General features: G+C 55.2%; 23 protein-coding genes and 3 pseudogenes. All 26 read left to right on the top strand.

Annotated elements, in window-relative coordinates:
* Positions 1 to 4 precede the first annotated feature (4 nt).
* Positions 5 to 415 (top strand): 50S ribosomal protein L22, encoded by a 411-nt coding sequence (gene rplV, locus JCM25146_RS07320; protein ID WP_025826960.1) that lies wholly within the window; start codon positions 5 to 7, stop codon positions 413 to 415.
* Between the two features lie 3 nt (positions 416 to 418).
* Entirely contained in the window at positions 419 to 1,096 is a 678-nt protein-coding gene (gene rpsC, locus JCM25146_RS07315; RefSeq protein ID WP_025826959.1) for a 30S ribosomal protein S3, read from the top strand.
* 17 nt (positions 1,097 to 1,113) lie between these two features.
* Positions 1,114 to 1,530, top strand: a complete 417-nt coding sequence (rplP, locus tag JCM25146_RS07310; protein WP_025826957.1) for a 50S ribosomal protein L16 — start codon at positions 1,114 to 1,116, stop codon at positions 1,528 to 1,530.
* 1 nt (position 1,531) lies between these two features.
* Complete coding sequence (rpmC, locus tag JCM25146_RS07305; protein WP_025826955.1) at positions 1,532 to 1,768, top strand: 50S ribosomal protein L29; 237 nt, start codon at positions 1,532 to 1,534, stop codon at positions 1,766 to 1,768.
* Between the two features lie 13 nt (positions 1,769 to 1,781).
* Positions 1,782 to 2,051, top strand: a complete 270-nt coding sequence (rpsQ, locus tag JCM25146_RS07300) for a 30S ribosomal protein S17 (protein WP_025826953.1) — start codon at positions 1,782 to 1,784, stop codon at positions 2,049 to 2,051.
* Between the two features lie 17 nt (positions 2,052 to 2,068).
* Entirely contained in the window at positions 2,069 to 2,437 is a 369-nt protein-coding gene (gene rplN / locus JCM25146_RS07295) for a 50S ribosomal protein L14 (protein ID WP_025826951.1), read from the top strand.
* A complete protein-coding gene (gene rplX, locus JCM25146_RS07290) occupies positions 2,437 to 2,757 on the top strand; it encodes a 50S ribosomal protein L24 (RefSeq protein ID WP_025826949.1) in 321 nt (106 codons plus the stop codon). The genes rplN and rplX overlap by 1 nt, the downstream gene beginning before the upstream one ends.
* 10 nt (positions 2,758 to 2,767) lie before the next feature.
* Positions 2,768 to 3,328, top strand: a pseudogene (rplE, locus tag JCM25146_RS07285) (50S ribosomal protein L5); the annotation flags it as partial.
* Between the two features lie 78 nt (positions 3,329 to 3,406).
* Positions 3,407 to 3,712: a 30S ribosomal protein S14 gene (rpsN, locus tag JCM25146_RS07280; protein ID WP_025826945.1), complete on the top strand. Its 306-nt coding sequence runs from the start codon at positions 3,407 to 3,409 to the stop codon at positions 3,710 to 3,712.
* Positions 3,713 to 3,721: 9 nt separating this feature from the next.
* Positions 3,722 to 4,120 carry a 30S ribosomal protein S8 gene (gene rpsH, locus JCM25146_RS07275; RefSeq protein ID WP_025826943.1) on the top strand — a complete coding sequence of 133 codons (399 nt, stop codon included), beginning with the start codon at positions 3,722 to 3,724 and terminating at the stop codon, positions 4,118 to 4,120.
* 10 nt (positions 4,121 to 4,130) lie between these two features.
* Entirely contained in the window at positions 4,131 to 4,664 is a 534-nt protein-coding gene (gene rplF, locus JCM25146_RS07270) for a 50S ribosomal protein L6 (RefSeq protein WP_025826941.1), read from the top strand.
* Complete coding sequence (rplR, locus tag JCM25146_RS07265) at positions 4,664 to 5,026, top strand: 50S ribosomal protein L18 (protein ID WP_025826939.1); 363 nt, start codon at positions 4,664 to 4,666, stop codon at positions 5,024 to 5,026. Before rplF ends, rplR begins: the two co-directional genes overlap by 1 nt.
* 15 nt (positions 5,027 to 5,041) lie before the next feature.
* Positions 5,042 to 5,615 (top strand): annotated as a pseudogene (rpsE, locus tag JCM25146_RS07260) (30S ribosomal protein S5).
* Positions 5,608 to 5,793: a 50S ribosomal protein L30 gene (rpmD, locus tag JCM25146_RS07255; RefSeq protein ID WP_025826935.1), complete on the top strand. Its 186-nt coding sequence runs from the start codon at positions 5,608 to 5,610 to the stop codon at positions 5,791 to 5,793. The pseudogene rpsE and the gene rpmD overlap by 8 nt, the downstream one beginning before the upstream one ends.
* A 1-nt stretch (position 5,794) precedes the next feature.
* Positions 5,795 to 6,283 carry a 50S ribosomal protein L15 gene (rplO, locus tag JCM25146_RS07250; protein WP_025826933.1) on the top strand — a complete coding sequence of 163 codons (489 nt, stop codon included), beginning with the start codon at positions 5,795 to 5,797 and terminating at the stop codon, positions 6,281 to 6,283.
* A gap of 139 nt (positions 6,284 to 6,422) precedes the next feature.
* Positions 6,423 to 7,775: a preprotein translocase subunit SecY gene (gene secY / locus JCM25146_RS07245; RefSeq protein WP_025826931.1), complete on the top strand. Its 1,353-nt coding sequence runs from the start codon at positions 6,423 to 6,425 to the stop codon at positions 7,773 to 7,775.
* A complete protein-coding gene (locus JCM25146_RS07240; protein ID WP_025826930.1) occupies positions 7,772 to 8,440 on the top strand; it encodes an adenylate kinase in 669 nt (222 codons plus the stop codon). Before secY ends, JCM25146_RS07240 begins: the two co-directional genes overlap by 4 nt.
* A 121-nt stretch (positions 8,441 to 8,561) precedes the next feature.
* A complete protein-coding gene (gene rpsM / locus JCM25146_RS07235) occupies positions 8,562 to 8,939 on the top strand; it encodes a 30S ribosomal protein S13 (RefSeq protein WP_025826928.1) in 378 nt (125 codons plus the stop codon).
* A 63-nt stretch (positions 8,940 to 9,002) separates the two neighbouring features.
* The gene (gene rpsK, locus JCM25146_RS07230) at positions 9,003 to 9,395 is read left to right on the top strand and encodes a 30S ribosomal protein S11 (RefSeq protein ID WP_025826926.1); all 393 of its coding nucleotides are present in this window, start codon (positions 9,003 to 9,005) and stop codon (positions 9,393 to 9,395) included.
* 110 nt (positions 9,396 to 9,505) lie between these two features.
* Positions 9,506 to 10,525 carry a DNA-directed RNA polymerase subunit alpha gene (locus JCM25146_RS07225; protein WP_025826924.1) on the top strand — a complete coding sequence of 340 codons (1,020 nt, stop codon included), beginning with the start codon at positions 9,506 to 9,508 and terminating at the stop codon, positions 10,523 to 10,525.
* A 31-nt stretch (positions 10,526 to 10,556) separates the two neighbouring features.
* A complete protein-coding gene (gene rplQ, locus JCM25146_RS07220; protein WP_025826922.1) occupies positions 10,557 to 10,982 on the top strand; it encodes a 50S ribosomal protein L17 in 426 nt (141 codons plus the stop codon).
* A gap of 185 nt (positions 10,983 to 11,167) precedes the next feature.
* Positions 11,168 to 12,212 (top strand): annotated as a pseudogene (locus JCM25146_RS17960) (ABC transporter substrate-binding protein).
* Complete coding sequence (locus tag JCM25146_RS07210) at positions 12,191 to 12,973, top strand: ABC transporter permease (RefSeq protein WP_408734909.1); 783 nt, start codon at positions 12,191 to 12,193, stop codon at positions 12,971 to 12,973. The pseudogene JCM25146_RS17960 and the gene JCM25146_RS07210 overlap by 22 nt, the downstream one beginning before the upstream one ends.
* The gene (locus JCM25146_RS07205; RefSeq protein WP_025826918.1) at positions 12,961 to 13,779 is read left to right on the top strand and encodes an ABC transporter ATP-binding protein; all 819 of its coding nucleotides are present in this window, start codon (positions 12,961 to 12,963) and stop codon (positions 13,777 to 13,779) included. Before JCM25146_RS07210 ends, JCM25146_RS07205 begins: the two co-directional genes overlap by 13 nt.
* 85 nt (positions 13,780 to 13,864) lie before the next feature.
* On the top strand, positions 13,865 to 14,098 hold the full coding sequence (locus tag JCM25146_RS07200) for a hypothetical protein (RefSeq protein ID WP_025826916.1): 234 nt from the start codon (positions 13,865 to 13,867) through the stop codon (positions 14,096 to 14,098).
* Between the two features lie 55 nt (positions 14,099 to 14,153).
* A complete protein-coding gene (locus JCM25146_RS21325; protein WP_025826914.1) occupies positions 14,154 to 14,330 on the top strand; it encodes a DUF1328 domain-containing protein in 177 nt (58 codons plus the stop codon).
* The last annotated feature ends 36 nt before the right edge of the window (positions 14,331 to 14,366 follow it).

Here is a 14,366-nt window from a genome sequence, read left to right as displayed (position 1 = left end):
AAAGATGAGCAAGCCGAAGCATCCGCGCACGCTCGCGGAAACAGAAGCGCAAGCTATCACGCGTAACATTCGGGTTAGCCCCCGCAAGCTGAACCTTGTGGCAGGCCTGATCCGTAATAAACCTGCATCTCAGGCAATTGCGACGCTGACATTTTCCAAGCGCCGTATCGCTCAGCAGGTTAAGAAAACGCTGGAAAGCGCGATCGCAAACGCTGAAAACAACCACCAGCTTGATGTTGATCAGCTGGTGGTGAAAACGGCCGAAGTGGGTAAGTCCATTGTCATGCGTCGTTTTCATGCACGTGGCCGCGGTCGTTCCGCACGCGTCGAAAAGTTTTTCAGTCACCTGAAGATTGTTGTAGCCGAACGGGCAATTGTGTCTGACGCGGCTTCTTCCGAGCAGAAGGCGGCCTGAGATATGGGGCATAAAGTCAATCCAATCGGGCTGCGGCTCGGCATCAACCGCACATGGGACAGCCGCTGGTATGCAGACGCGGATTATTCCCGTCTGCTGCACGAAGACCTCAAGCTTCGTGCATTCCTGCGCCGTAAGCTGGCAGGCGCGGGTGTTTCCCGCGTTGTCATCGAACGTCCGGCCAAAAAACCCCGCGTGACGATTTACGCAGCACGTCCTGGTGTTGTTATCGGCAAAAAGGGGCAGGATATTGATGCTCTGCGCAAGGAACTGACCCGTATGGCCGGTACCGAAGTTGCGCTGAATATCGTGGAAATCCGCAAGCCGGAAATCGACGCGACTCTGGTGGCCGAAAACATTGCCCAGCAGCTTGAACGCCGCGTGGCCTTCCGTCGCGCCATGAAGCGCTCCGTGCAGTCTGCAATGCGTCTGGGTGCCCAGGGTATCCGAATCAATTGCTCTGGTCGTCTGGGTGGCGCTGAAATCGCGCGTATTGAATGGTATCGTGAAGGTCGTGTGCCCCTGCACACCCTGCGCGCTGACATTGATTATGGCACGGCAACGGCGAAGACCACCTATGGCACTTGCGGTGTGAAGGTATGGATCTTCAAGGGCGAAATTCTTGCTCATGATCCGTTGGCACAGGATCGCCGGGCGGCCGAACAGGCTCCTCAGCGCTGAGGAGAGGATAAAAAACAATGCTTTCCCCTAAGCGGACAAAATTCCGTAAAGCCCATAAAGGCCGTATTCACGGCCTTGCAAAAAGCGGTACCACACTTAACTTTGGTACGTTTGGCCTCAAGGCTCTGCAGCCGGAACGTATTACGGCACGCCAGATTGAGGCATCCCGTCGTGCCATTACCCGCGCCATGAAACGTGCGGGTCGTGTGTGGATTCGTATTTTTCCGGATATTCCGGTCTCGACAAAGCCCGCAGAAGTGCGTATGGGCTCCGGTAAGGGATCGCCTGAATTCTGGGTGGCCCGTGTGAAGCCAGGTCGCATCTTGTTTGAGATTGAAGGCGTTCCTCCTGAACTGGCGCGTGAAGCGCTGGCTCTGGGAGCTGCAAAGCTGCCGATCAAGACCAAGTTTGTGACCCGAATTGGAGATGCGTGAGATGGTAAAGGCAGTAAAGCCAGCTGATTTGCGCGCTAAAACGTCAGACGAGCTTGAAGCTCGTCTGGTTGAACTTAAGCGTGAACAGCTCAACTTGCGTTTTCAGCAGGCCACCGGGCAGACAGAAGCGCAGAGCCGTGTTCGTGCGGTCCGTCGTGAAATTGCGCGCATCAAGACAATTGCTGCGCAGAATGCAAAGAATGTAGCAGGTGCAAAAACATCTGCTGCCAATGCCTGAGGAGAGGTAGCCGATGCCGAGGCGCGTCCTGACCGGGCGTGTGACGAGCGACAAGATGGACAAGACCGTTACGGTTCTTGTCGATCGTCGCGTCATGCATCCAGTATATAAAAAGTTCATTCGTCGCTCCAAGAAATACGCGGCGCATGATGAAGAAAACATCTGCAAGACGGGTGATTCCGTGCGGATTGTTGAATGTGCGCCTATTTCACGGCGTAAGACGTGGACCGTGATTTCCCGCAACGGTGAAGCCGTGGGCGTGGAAGCAACTGCGTCGGCCTAACGTAAGGATTTTAGGTTATGATCCATCCCGAGACCAACCTCGATGTGGCCGACAATTCCGGTGCACGTCAGGTGCAGTGCATTAAGGTGCTGGGCGGTTCCAAGCGGAAGTCTGCCTCGGTCGGCGACGTGATCGTCGTTTCCGTCAAGGAAGCCATCCCCCGTGGGAAGGTGAAGAAGGGCGATGTTCACCAGGCCGTTATCGTGCGTACCTCTTACCCGGTTCGTCGTCCCGATGGCAGCGCCATCCGGTTCGACCGTAACGCTGCCGTGCTGATCAATAAGCAGCAGGAGCCGATCGGTACCCGTATCTTTGGCCCGGTTGTGCGTGAACTGCGTGCGAAGAAGTTCATGAAGATCATCTCTCTGGCGCCGGAGGTGCTGTAATGGCTGCCCGTATTAAAAAAGGCGATACGGTTGTCGTCATCACCGGCTCTTCCAAGGGCGTGCAGGGTGAAGTTCTGGAGGTCCGTCCTTCAGAAGATCGCGCTGTTGTGCGTGGTGTTGCAATTGCCAAACGTCACCAGCGTGCACGTCGCATGGGTGAAGAAGGTGGGATTATTGCCCGTGAGGCAGCTGTCCACCTCTCCAACCTGAAGCTGGTTGATCCTGCCTCCAAAAAGCCGACACGCGTTGGTTTCCGGGTGCTGGAAAACGGCAAAAAAGTTCGCGTTGCCAAGGCGACTGGCGAAGTGATTGAAGGTTGAGAGGCCAGGTATGAGTGCGAATCAGGAAGGGCGTTCCCTCCCGCGCCTTCACCAGCGCTATGAGAGTGAACTTCGTGCCAAGCTGCGTGAGCAGTTTGGTTATACCAACGAAATGCAGGTGCCGCGGCTTGAAAAAATCGTCCTGAATATGGGCGTTGGCGAAGCCGCTGGTGACCAGAAGAAGTTGGATGCAGCCGTTGCGGAAATGACCCTTATTGCGGGTCAGAAGCCGGTTAAGACGGTAGCCAAGAAGGCAATCGCGGGCTTTAAAATCCGTGAAGGTCTCCCGATTGGCTGTAAGGTTACGCTGCGTCGGGCTCGGATGTACGAATTTCTCGATCGTCTTGTGACGATTGCGATGCCGCGCATCCGCGACTTCCGTGGTCTCCCTGCGACAAAAGGCTTTGATGGCCGCGGCAATTTTGCCCTTGGTCTGAAAGAGCAGATCGTTTTCCCTGAAATCGAATACGACAAAGTGGACGAAGTCCGCGGTATGGACGTTGTGTTCGTGACCAGCGCGAAAACGGATGCTGAAGCTAAAGCTTTGCTGAAGGCATTTGATCTTCCCTTCTTGATGATACAGGCTGCTTTATTGTGTGATCTTGGAAAACCGTCGAAGGTTTTCGAAGGGTTCCGGAGGTAATGTTGTATGGCTAAAACATCTGCCATCCTGCGTAATGCGAAACGCAAGCGCATGGCGGCACGGGATAATGAGAAGCGTACCGCTCTCAAGAATATTGTAATGGACCGGTCTTTGCCCGTGGAAGATCGGTTTGATGCGTCTCTCAAGCTGGCAGAACTGCCGCGTAACGGTTCCCGTGTACGCGTGCGTCTGCGTTGCAAGCTGACAGGTCGTTCTCGCGGTAACTACCGCAAGTTTGAGCTGTGTCGTATCGCTTTCCGTGATCTGGCCTCCGATGGGCAGATTCCGGGAGTGGTAAAAGCTAGCTGGTAAGGGCTCGAGATGTCGCTTTCAGATCCTTTGGGTGATATGCTCACCCGTATTCGCAACGCTCAGCGTGCGCGTCACAACTCTTGCGTTGCTCCGGCATCCAACCTGCGTGTGAATGTGCTTGAAGCTCTGCAGCGCGAAGGTTACATCCGTGGTTACAAGCGTGAAGAAGTGCGTAAGGGTATTGCCCAGCTGCACATCGAGCTGAAGTACGCGGAGGGTGAACCGGTTATTCGTGAAATCCAGCGCGTTTCGCGCCCTGGTCGTCGCGTTTATTCCAAAATTAAAGAATTGCCGCGTGTTTGTGCTGGTCTGGGTGTTTCCATCCTGTCCACACCGCGTGGTGTTCTGTCCGATGTAGAGGCCCGCGCCGCCAATGTTGGTGGTGAAGTCCTTTGCCGCGTCTTCTGAGGAGGGATAAATGTCACGAGTAGGCAAGTATCCCGTCGAAGTTCCGGCAGGGGTCACAGTTTCCATCGCGGACGGTGTTTTTAAGGCTAAGGGCAAGCTGGGTGAGCTTTCTCTGCCGATCTCCAGTCATGTTACGGCTGAAGTGAAGGACAATTCGGTTGTTGTGCAGCCGAATGGTACCGAATCTCAGGCCCGCATGATGTGGGGAACAACACGCGCACTCATCGCTTGTGCGGTCAAAGGTGTTTCTGACGGGTTTTCCAAAACCCTGGAAATTACTGGGACGGGTTATCGTGCTGCAGTGCAGGGTTCTAACCTTGTTATGAACCTCGGCTTCTCTCACGATGTGATCTATCCAATTCCGGCTGGCATCAAAATTTCTACCCCACGTCCTACAGCGATTGTGGTGGAGGGGATTGATAAGCAGCGTGTTGGCCAGGTGGCTCTGGATATCCGTAGCTATCGTAAGCCTGAACCTTATAAAGGTAAGGGTGTGCGTTACGATACGGAAACCATCCGCCGTAAGGAAGGCAAGAAGAAATAATGAGCACTCAGCAGGAATTGCGGAACCGGCGGCGTGCGCGCCTCCGTTTTCAGCTCCGCCGCAAGGCTGGTGGCCGTCCTCGTTTGTCGGTTTTCCGGTCTGGTAAGAACATCTATGCTCAGGTGATTGATGATGCGCAGGGCGTGACCCTTGCTGCGGCATCAACGCTGGATAAAGAACTGCGTGACGCCCTGAAAAATGGTGCCACGCAGGATAGCGCCTGTGCAGTTGGCAAGCTGGTTGCCCAGCGTGCTGTTGCTGCTGGTGTGTCTCAGGTCGTGTTCGATCGGGGATCTTATCTTTATCACGGGCGCGTCAAGGCCCTGGCGGAGGCGGCCCGTGAGGGCGGTCTCTCCTTCTGAGGAAAGGATCACGCAATGGCTCGTGAACCAAGAGAAGGCGGTCGAGGCGGCCGTGAGCGCGAACGCGAAGGCGATGAGCTGGTTGATAAGCTGGTAACCATCAATCGCGTTGCAAAGGTTGTTAAGGGTGGTCGGCGTTTTGCGTTTGCTGCTCTGGTTGTGGTTGGTGACCAGAAAGGTCGCGTGGGCTACGGTGCTGGTAAGGCGCGTGAAGTTCCCGAAGCTATCCGCAAGGCAACTGAGCGTGCAAAGCGTGGGATGATTCGCGTTCCCATGAAAGAAGGGCGTACGCTTCATCATGACGTTGCTGGTCACTTTGGTGCTGGTAAGGTTGTGCTGCGCTCGGCGGAAGCCGGGACAGGGATCATCGCTGGTGGTCCTATGCGTGCGGTGTTTGAAAGCTTGGCATTAACGACGTTGTGGCCAAGTCTTTGGGAACCCGGAACCCGCATAACATGGTCAAGGCAACATTCGATGCCCTGACGCGTTGTGCCAGCCACGTGCCGTGGCAAACCGTCGTGGCAAAAAAGTGGCGGAAATCTTTGGCAAGCGCGACCAGGCTGCTGGTGCGGAGGCTGCAGATGTCTGAGAAAAAAACTTTCAAGGTGATTCAGGTTGCGTCCGGAAACGGACGTAAGCCGGGTCAGCAGGAAACCCTGATCGGGCTTGGTCTGAACAAGATCGGGCGCGAAAAGGTTCTGGAAGATACCCCTTCCACGCGCGGTATGGTCCGCAAGGTGGCCCACCTGGTGAAGGTGGAGGACTGAAATGAGACTTAACGAACTTCGTGATAACGAAGGCGCTCGCTACCGTAAAAAGCGGCTTGGGCGCGGTATTGGTTCCGGCAAAGGCAAGACGTCTGGTAAGGGTGTGAAAGGCCAGAAAGCACGTGAGGGTGTATCCCTCAACGGGTTTGAGGGTGGTCAGCTCCCGATCTATCGTCGTCTGCCGAAGCGGGGCTTTAAAAACATCTTCCGCAAGGTCTATGCTCCCGTTAATCTGGGTGCAGTAGAGCAGGCGTTGGTTGATGGTAAGCTGGAAAACGGCGTGACCATTACCGAAGAAGCGCTGAAGAAAGCTGGTCTGGTCGGGACTGGTAAGTACGCAGGCGTTCGCATTCTTGCTGAAGGCGAACTGACCAAAAGCGTTTCTTTTGAAGTGTCCGGTGTCTCTGCTTCTGCCAAGGTTGCCATTGAAAAAGCTGGTGGCAGCGTAAAGCTGCTGGCAGCGGCGCCTGTGGAAGCTAGCGCCTCCTGATTGCGCGGGGGAGAGAGCAGTGGGAGACCCTGTTCTCTCTTCCTTGCCCGGATCAGAACAGCTGCCTGATATTTTTCAGGCAATCATGCCAGCGTCTCCACGTTACGTGGCGGCGCTGTTTGTGTGAAAGGACGGATGCATGGCTTCCGCGGCCGAACAACTGGCTGCCAATTTTAACGTAGGCTCCTTTGCCAAGGCGACGGAACTCAAGAAGCGGATCTGGTTTACGCTGGGCGCGCTGATTGTTTACCGTTTGGGAACGTATATTCCCGTGCCCGGTGTAGATGCTACGGTTATGGGGCAGCTTCTGGCGCAGCATCAGGGCGGCATTCTTGGCATGTTCAATATGTTCTCGGGGGGCGCTCTCGGGCGTATGACCGTGTTCGCATTGAACATCATGCCCTATATCTCTGCGTCAATTATTGTGCAGTTGATGTCTACGGCGGTGCCTTCTCTTGAAGCACTCAAGAAGGAAGGTGAGCAGGGGCGTAAAAAGCTTAACCAGTACACCCGCTACCTTACGGTCCTGATCGCTGTTTTTCAGGCTTACGGGATCGCAATCGGGCTTGAGAATGTTCAAAGCGGCGCTGCTGTGGTGAACCCCGGACCGCTTTTTCTGGTGACCTGCGTTACGGCGCTGGTGGGTGGCACCATGTTCCTGATGTGGCTTGGTGAGCAGATTACGTCACGCGGGGTGGGTAATGGGATTTCGCTCATCATCTTCGCCGGGATTGTCGCCAATTTACCGCATGCTTTGGTAAGCCTTTTCCAGTTGGGGTACACGGGCGCACTGTCTTCGTTCTTTGTGCTGCTGTTCCTTGTGCTGGCTGGCCTGACCATCATGTTCATCGTGTTTATGGAGCAGGCCCAGCGTCGGGTTGTCATCCAGTATCCTAAACGGCAGATGGGGCAGCGCATGTTTGGTGGAGACACCACGCATATGCCGCTCAAGGTGAATACTGCGGGTGTTATTCCGCCAATTTTTGCATCATCGGTTCTGTTGATACCCGTAACACTTGCCGGGTTTATGAATGGTAAATCCCTACCGGGGTGGTTGTCATTTCTGGGTGAGGAGTTGGGGCAGGGGCAGCCACTGTATCTGCTCTTCTACGCCTTGATGATCGTCTTCTTCTCGTATTTCTATGCGGCAGTGACCTTTAACCCGGCGGAGACTGCAGACAACCTGCGTAAGCAGGGTGGGTTTATCCCTGGTGTGCGGCCTGGCGCCTCTACCGCATCGTATTTCGATAAGATCCTGACGCGTCTGACGACCATTGGCGCGGCCTATATGGTTGCGGTGTGCTTGCTGCCGCAGATTTTGATCAGCCGTTACAATGTGCCGTTCTACTTTGGCGGGACCAGCCTGATTATTATTGTCTCGGTTACGATTGATACAGTGACACAGGTGCAATCTCATCTTGTGGCGCACCAGTATCAGGGCCTTATGCGCAAGTCCCGTGGCGGCAGGAAGCAGAGGATCATCAGACGATGAACATTATTTTTCTGGGCCCACCGGGAGCGGGAAAAGGAACACAGTCCAAGCTGCTGGAAGAGCGGCATGGGCTGGTCCAGATTTCCACCGGGGATATGCTGCGTGCGGAAGTGGCGCGTGGCTCCGAGATTGGTAATCAGGCTAAGGCGCTGATGGTTGCGGGCAAGCTCGTGCCGGATGCGCTGATTATTGCCATGCTCAAGGACCGCATTGCCCAGCCGGACTGCCAGAATGGCTTCATTCTGGATGGTTTTCCACGCACTCTGGCGCAGGCCGAGGAATTGGATACCATGTTGTCGGTTGATGGAAAGAGCATTGATGTTGTGCTTTTTCTGGACGTGGATGAAGAGATTCTTGCCGATCGCATTTCCGGACGTTTCACCTGCGCCAACTGTGGGCAGACTTATAACGAAGCGTCCAACCCGCCTGCAAAGGAAGGGGTGTGCGATGCCTGCGGGAGTCACGAGTTCAAACGTCGGGCAGACGACAAGCGCGAGACAGTTGTTGAGCGCCTGAAGGAGTACCGCAATCTTACCGCGCCGATTCTGCCGTTTTATGAAAAATCGGGTCGTTTGCGTAAGGTAAACGGCATGCTTTCGACTGCTGAAGTGACGGCAGAAATTGAAGCAGCGCTTGAAGATAGCGGCGCGATCACGAAGAAGTGATCAGTTTTCGTTGACTTGTAACGGTGGTCGGTATATTTCGCGGCCACCAAGTGAAATCCGCCCAGTCAAAGCAGGGCTATGAGCCGTTCGCTGTAAAAGCGGGCGAACAGGAGTATAAGGCGTGGCACGTATTGCCGGCGTGAATGTCCCGACGAACAAGCGGGTTGTTATCGGGCTTCAGTATATTTATGGAATTGGCGCGACTAAGGCGGCAGAAATCTGCAAGTCCTTGGAAATTCCGGAAGCAAAGCGGGTTAACGAACTCAGCGACGATGAAATCATGAAGCTCCGTGAGCTGATTGATGGCAATTATCGCGTTGAAGGCGACCTGCGTCGTGAAATTGCGATGAACATTAAGCGCCTGATGGACCTTGGTTGCTACCGCGGCCTGCGCCATCGTCGTGGTCTGCCGGTTCGTGGTCAGCGGACGCACACCAACGCCCGTACCCGTAAGGGTAAGGCAGTGGCGATTGCCGGTAAGAAGAAAGCAACGCGTTAATCCAATTCGCTAAGGCGGCCAGCCTGCACGCGCAGGCTGGATAGGGACTGAGGTAGAAAAGACATGGCGAAAGCCGCAACACCGCGTGTTCGTAAAAAAGAGCGTAAGAACATTATTTCGGGCGTGGCGCATGTGCTCTCCACGTTCAACAACACCATGATCACCATCTCTGATGCCCAGGGGAATGCTATTTCCTGGTCGTCTGCTGGTGCGCAGGGCTTTAAGGGCTCGCGGAAATCCACGCCGTATGCGGCGCAGGTTGCGGCTGAAGACGCAGGTCGCAAGGCCCGCGAACACGGCATGGAAACGCTGGAAATCGAAGTTTCCGGTCCTGGGTCGGGGCGTGAAAGCGCACTGCGTGCCCTGCAGGCTGTTGGTTTCACGATTACTTCTATCCGTGATATGACACCTGTCCCGCACAACGGTTGCCGCCCGCGCAAGCGTCGCCGCGTCTGAGCTTACGAGCGGAGAGGTGGCCTGCGAGCAAGCCATCTTTCCATTTGTTGTGTCCACTTCAGAGAAATCGCTGTGAAAGCAGTGGTTTTTCCTATTGAAAGGCCGGTCCATTGGTCCTTCAGAAAAACTGGCAATCTCTGATCAAGCCCGAAAAGCTTGAAGTTGAATCCGGAGTGGAGCCCGCTCGTATCGCAACCGTAGTGGCTGAGCCGCTGGAACGCGGTTTTGGTATGACGCTCGGTAACGCGCTGCGTCGGGTTCTGCTGTCCTCACTTCAAGGTGCTGCGGTCACGGCGGTTCAGATTGACGGCGTTCTGCACGAGTTTTCGTCTGTTGCCGGTGTGCGGGAAGATGTCACTGACATCGTCCTGAACATCAAGCAGCTGGCGTTGCGCATGCACGGTGAAGGGCCGAAGCGTATGGTGCTGACGGCCACCGGCCCGGGCGAAGTGCGCGCAAGCCAGATCCAGACCGGTCATGATATTGAAATCATGAACCCGGACCTGGTCATCTGCACGCTTGATGACGGCGTTAAGCTGGGCATGGAATTTATTGTCAACACCGGAAAAGGCTATGTTCCTGCGGCGGCTAACCGTCCGGAAGATGCGCCGATCGGCCTGATCCCGGTTGATGCAATCTATTCGCCCGTCAAGCGTGTGTCTTACAAGGTGGAACCGACCCGCGTTGGTCAGGTCACCGACTATGACAAGCTGCTGCTGACGGTTGAAACAAACGGTGCGGTAACCCCTGAAGATGCAGTGGCACTTGCTGCGCGCATTCTGCAGGATCAGCTGCAGCTGTTCATCAACTTTGATGAGCCGCGTCCTGTGCAGGCTGAAGAGCCTGAGGATGATCTGCCGTTCAACCGTAATTTGCTGCGCAAGGTGGATGAGCTTGAATTGTCTGTTCGTAGCGCTAACTGCCTGAAGAACGACAATATCATCTACATCGGGGATCTGGTTCAGAAGAGTGAGCAGGAAATGCTGCGCACACCGAACTTTGGCCGTAAATCCCTGAACGAAATTAAGGAAGTCCTGACCTCCATGGGGCTGTCCTTGGGTATGAATGTCCCGGCATGGCCGCCGGAAAATATTGAAGAGTTGGCAAAGCGGCTTGATGAGCCGTTTTGATCTGACTTTTCTCGATACTAGGAACTGAACCATGCGTCACCGGATTGCCGGCAGAAAGCTCGGCGTTACCTCTTCTCACCGTGCAGCCATGTTTCGCAACATGGCCGTGGCTCTTATCAAGCATGAGCAGATCACCACCACGCTTCCCAAAGCGAAGGAACTGCGCCCGTTTGTTGAAAAGCTGATCACCCTTGGCAAGCGTGGCGATCTGCACGCACGTCGGCAGGCTTTTGCCGTGCTGCGTGACGATGTGATTGTCAAAAAGCTGTTTGCTGCTGTGGCTGAACGCTACAAGGCACGCAACGGTGGTTACACCCGCGTTCTGCGCGCTGGCGTACGCTACGGCGATGCGGCTCAGATGGCAGTGATCGAACTGATCGACCGCGACGTGAGCGCAAAAGGGCAGGACAGTGGTCCGCGCCCGGAAGTGGAAGATAAGCAGGATCTTGCTGCTTAATTTTCGCTTTATAAGCCGAAATGGAAAAAGCTGGCCCTCTGGAGCCAGCTTTTTTTATGTTGCGCAGGTCTATTAGTGGGATGAATGGCGCGGGATAAAAACATTTCCTACGCTGTGGTGCGTGATTGACAAAGTGGTGAATATATCCACTATCTTGTTTGATATTTTATTTGAGTGAAAGCGATATGGTCATGAAACGTGCGTTGTTAAAAATGTTAACGCTCACTGCCGTGGCATTTGGCTGGATTGCCAGTCCGTCTCAGGCGGCGGAGAGTATTCGTATTGGGTATATTCCCGTTCTGGCTCATCCGCACTCTTTGTCATCGATGGAGAGGGCTGGGCCAAACAGGCAGGGCTAGATGTGCAGCTTGTGCGCTTTACATCTGGTCCACAGGCTATTCAGGCTCTGGTTTCGGGCCGGATTGATGGTTATGTGGCGGGCGTGCTGCCATTGTTGCAGGCACGTGCACATGGCGTGGACGTAAAGGTTGTCGCCACCGCCTCTATTGAGGAACTGTCCGTTATTGCCCGTGGTGCTCTGGCTGATGGAATTAAGCCCGGTTCGGCATCAGGGCCAACGCCCGATGCGGTCAAGGCGATTTTTGCCCGCTTCAAGCAGGATCAGAAGCGGCTTCCGCGTCTGGCAGCACAACCTGCGGGGTCGGTGCCGGATACGCTACTGCGCTACTGGCTGCAAAAGCAGCTTGGGTTTGAGCAGGTCAACACTGTTGCCTCCATTGTGGGGGTTGATATTGATGCAGCACAGCAGGCATTTCTCGCAGGTGCTGTGGACGGCGCAGTCCTGCGTGAACCTGCCCTGACGGTTGTTAGAACCCGTCTGCCAGACGCACGTATTCTGGCGTCCGGGCATGATATGATGCCAGACCAGCCCGGTTCCGTGCTGGCAATTGTCAAACCGGATGCGCCCGAGCACAAGGCATGGGCTGCCACGCTGACAACGCTGTTCGTCCGTGCGACAACACTGCTGGCACAGCACCCTGATGATGCTGTGCCATTTGTGCAAAAAGCGCTGGGTGGTGGTATGCTGAATGACGATGTTATGAAAACAGCGTTGGAACAGTCGGCCTCCCGTTTTGTCAGCGATCCGGCGCGTATTGTCGAAAGTGTTAAGCAATTGCAGGAATTTGAAGTGTCTCAGGGCCTGTTACGCAAGGCTGAACCGTTGGGGATCTGTTTGACACGGGTCTGTGGCAGCAGGCTCAGCAGTGAGTAGAAAACTGTCTGGGTCTGTCCGCCTGGGGCTTGGGCTGGCAGGGCTTGTTCTGTTCTTTGGTTTGTGGGAGGCAGCAGTCCAGTCTGGGCTGCTGCCTTCTGGCATGGTGCCAGCGCCGTCGGCACTGGGTCCGGCATGGCTGGATGAGGTGCGTGGCGGTTTTTGGCAGCAGGCCATTCTGGACAGTCTGCACCATTATCTGCTGGGCCTGTTTATAGGTTCGGTGCTGGGGGCAGGGCTTGGCATCCTATGCGGTATGCTGGACCTGCTTGATGGTCTGCTGGAAGGGATTGTCCGTCTTTTGCGGCCGGTGCCTGGTCTGGCGTGGGTTCCTTTTGCCATTTTGTGGTTTGGACTGAGCACCGCCGGGGCAACCTTTGTTATTGCCATATCAGTCTTCTGGATCAATTTTTATGCCGCCCATAGCGCTGTAAAAAGCGTGGACCCTGAACTGTATGAACTGGCTTCGGCCTTTGGGCATGGTAGTTTTGTGGGGCGGCTGTTCAAGATTGTGCTGCCTGCATCGGCTCCGGGTATTATGGCCGGCCTGCGCACTGGTCTGGGGCAGGGGTGGATGTCCGTTGTGGCGGCAGAGCTGTTTGGCGTGCCGGGTATAGGAGCGCGCATGATGCAGGCCTCCAGCCTTTTGGCAACAGACGTGGTGGTAGTGTACATGCTGACCATGGCCATGCTGTATGCCATTACCGATTTTCTTTTTGGATTTGTGCGCAAATGGGTTCTCAGATGGCAGCCATAAGTCAGGCAGATGTGGTTGCTTCCTTACAGGATGTGGGTCTGTCGCATGATGGGGGGGAACACTTTGTTCTGCGCCACGTCAGCCTGACTTTGGCCCGTGGGGAGTTTGTTGCCCTGCTGGGGCCGTCAGGGGTGGGTAAATCGACCCTGCTTAGGGTGCTTATGGGGCTGATGCACCCAACAGAGGGGCAGACAGGTGGAGCTGCCTGTGCACCTGCCTCGGGCAAGGCGCATGCTACACGGCGTAGTCGGGCCATGGTTTTTCAGGATGCGCGGCTGCTGCCCTGGCGCTCAGTGCTGGGCAATGTCATGTTCGGGCTGGAAGGCCTGCACCTGAACAAGAGTGAAAAAAAAGCACGAGCGCAGGAAGCCCTGCGTCTTGTCGGGCTGGAGGACGCGGCAGACAGGCTGCCCCGCCGTCTGTCTGGTGGTCAGCGGCAGCGTGTAGGCGTTGCTCGTGCGCTGACAGTTGCCCCAGACCTGCTGCTTATGGACGAACCCTTTGGGGCTCTGGACCCCATTACCCGTACAAGCCTGCAGGAGGAGTTGCAGCGGATATGGCAGCAGACGCATAAAACCGTCCTCTTTGTTACGCATGACATTGAAGAGGCTCTCCGGCTGGCGACCCGTGTTGTGGTGTTGGCAGGTGGCCCACCTGCGGGCATTACGGGGGAAATTATACTGGACATGCCAGAGCGTAATCCGGACACACCCGCTTTTCGCACATATGCTGCCCGCCTGCGCGCCATGATTGCAGGGGAGCCAGATCCGGGCGGGGAAGCCTACTGGCGCTCGGCTGAAATCTAGTCTTGCGCGTAAAAATCGTTCACATAGGCATCTTTATGGGGGCAACGCACGTTATCCCTTAATCCAGTATGGAGGACATCCTCATATGAGTGATGAGAGCAAGGCGGATTACGGTCTTGAGGACGGCATTGGCAATCTGAGCGATGGTGCGGATGGCCTGTTTGGCAAGTTGCCCAGTTATGACGCCTTGAATCCCGGCAAGCGGAGTGCCGCAGCCGAAGCATTGCGTGATGTTGTTATTGACCAGCCCCTGTTCGCTGTGGCTGCGGCAGGTTTTCTAGGGTTGGTGTTCGGAATTTTTCTGCGTCGCAGAAAGTAAACTGGTTTAAAGCAGTTCGAGCTTTGACCGGAGTGAAAATATAAGGGAGTGCGATATGCTGAGACTGGCGCTGTTTTTTCTGGTTGTTTCACTTGTTGCAGGGCTGTTTGGTTTTGGCGGCATTGCCTCTGCTTCAGCCGGAATGGCTAAAATCCTGTTCTTTATAGCCATTATGCTGTTTGTGGTGTTTCTGGTCGTGGCCCTTCTGGCGGGCCGTGCCGTTCTTAAGTAACTGCACACTCTTATTTGTCGGGTATAAAAAAACCTC

The organism is Acetobacter okinawensis JCM 25146 (genome assembly GCF_000613865.1).
Lineage (GTDB): Bacteria > Pseudomonadota > Alphaproteobacteria > Acetobacterales > Acetobacteraceae > Acetobacter > Acetobacter okinawensis.
This window is presented reverse-complemented; position numbering and strand designations above follow the sequence as displayed.

Excerpts from the sequence above, each read along its gene's own strand:
- rplV (WP_025826960.1), top strand. The coding sequence starts at position 5 with ATGAGCAAGCCGAAGCATCCGCGCACGCTCGCGGAAACAGAAGCGCAA.
- rpsC (WP_025826959.1), top strand. The coding sequence starts at position 419 with ATGGGGCATAAAGTCAATCCAATCGGGCTGCGGCTCGGCATCAACCGC.
- rplP (WP_025826957.1), top strand. The coding sequence starts at position 1,114 with ATGCTTTCCCCTAAGCGGACAAAATTCCGTAAAGCCCATAAAGGCCGT.
- rpmC (WP_025826955.1), top strand. The coding sequence starts at position 1,532 with ATGGTAAAGGCAGTAAAGCCAGCTGATTTGCGCGCTAAAACGTCAGAC.
- rpsQ (WP_025826953.1), top strand. The coding sequence starts at position 1,782 with ATGCCGAGGCGCGTCCTGACCGGGCGTGTGACGAGCGACAAGATGGAC.
- rplN (WP_025826951.1), top strand. The coding sequence starts at position 2,069 with ATGATCCATCCCGAGACCAACCTCGATGTGGCCGACAATTCCGGTGCA.
- rplX (WP_025826949.1), top strand. The coding sequence starts at position 2,437 with ATGGCTGCCCGTATTAAAAAAGGCGATACGGTTGTCGTCATCACCGGC.
- rpsN (WP_025826945.1), top strand. The coding sequence starts at position 3,407 with ATGGCTAAAACATCTGCCATCCTGCGTAATGCGAAACGCAAGCGCATG.
- rpsH (WP_025826943.1), top strand. The coding sequence starts at position 3,722 with ATGTCGCTTTCAGATCCTTTGGGTGATATGCTCACCCGTATTCGCAAC.
- rplF (WP_025826941.1), top strand. The coding sequence starts at position 4,131 with ATGTCACGAGTAGGCAAGTATCCCGTCGAAGTTCCGGCAGGGGTCACA.
- rplR (WP_025826939.1), top strand. The coding sequence starts at position 4,664 with ATGAGCACTCAGCAGGAATTGCGGAACCGGCGGCGTGCGCGCCTCCGT.
- rpmD (WP_025826935.1), top strand. The coding sequence starts at position 5,608 with ATGTCTGAGAAAAAAACTTTCAAGGTGATTCAGGTTGCGTCCGGAAAC.
- rplO (WP_025826933.1), top strand. The coding sequence starts at position 5,795 with ATGAGACTTAACGAACTTCGTGATAACGAAGGCGCTCGCTACCGTAAA.
- secY (WP_025826931.1), top strand. The coding sequence starts at position 6,423 with ATGGCTTCCGCGGCCGAACAACTGGCTGCCAATTTTAACGTAGGCTCC.
- JCM25146_RS07240 (WP_025826930.1), top strand. The coding sequence starts at position 7,772 with ATGAACATTATTTTTCTGGGCCCACCGGGAGCGGGAAAAGGAACACAG.
- rpsK (WP_025826926.1), top strand. The coding sequence starts at position 9,003 with ATGGCGAAAGCCGCAACACCGCGTGTTCGTAAAAAAGAGCGTAAGAAC.
- rplQ (WP_025826922.1), top strand. The coding sequence starts at position 10,557 with ATGCGTCACCGGATTGCCGGCAGAAAGCTCGGCGTTACCTCTTCTCAC.
- JCM25146_RS07205 (WP_025826918.1), top strand. The coding sequence starts at position 12,961 with ATGGCAGCCATAAGTCAGGCAGATGTGGTTGCTTCCTTACAGGATGTG.
- JCM25146_RS07200 (WP_025826916.1), top strand. The coding sequence starts at position 13,865 with ATGAGTGATGAGAGCAAGGCGGATTACGGTCTTGAGGACGGCATTGGC.
- JCM25146_RS21325 (WP_025826914.1), top strand. The coding sequence starts at position 14,154 with ATGCTGAGACTGGCGCTGTTTTTTCTGGTTGTTTCACTTGTTGCAGGG.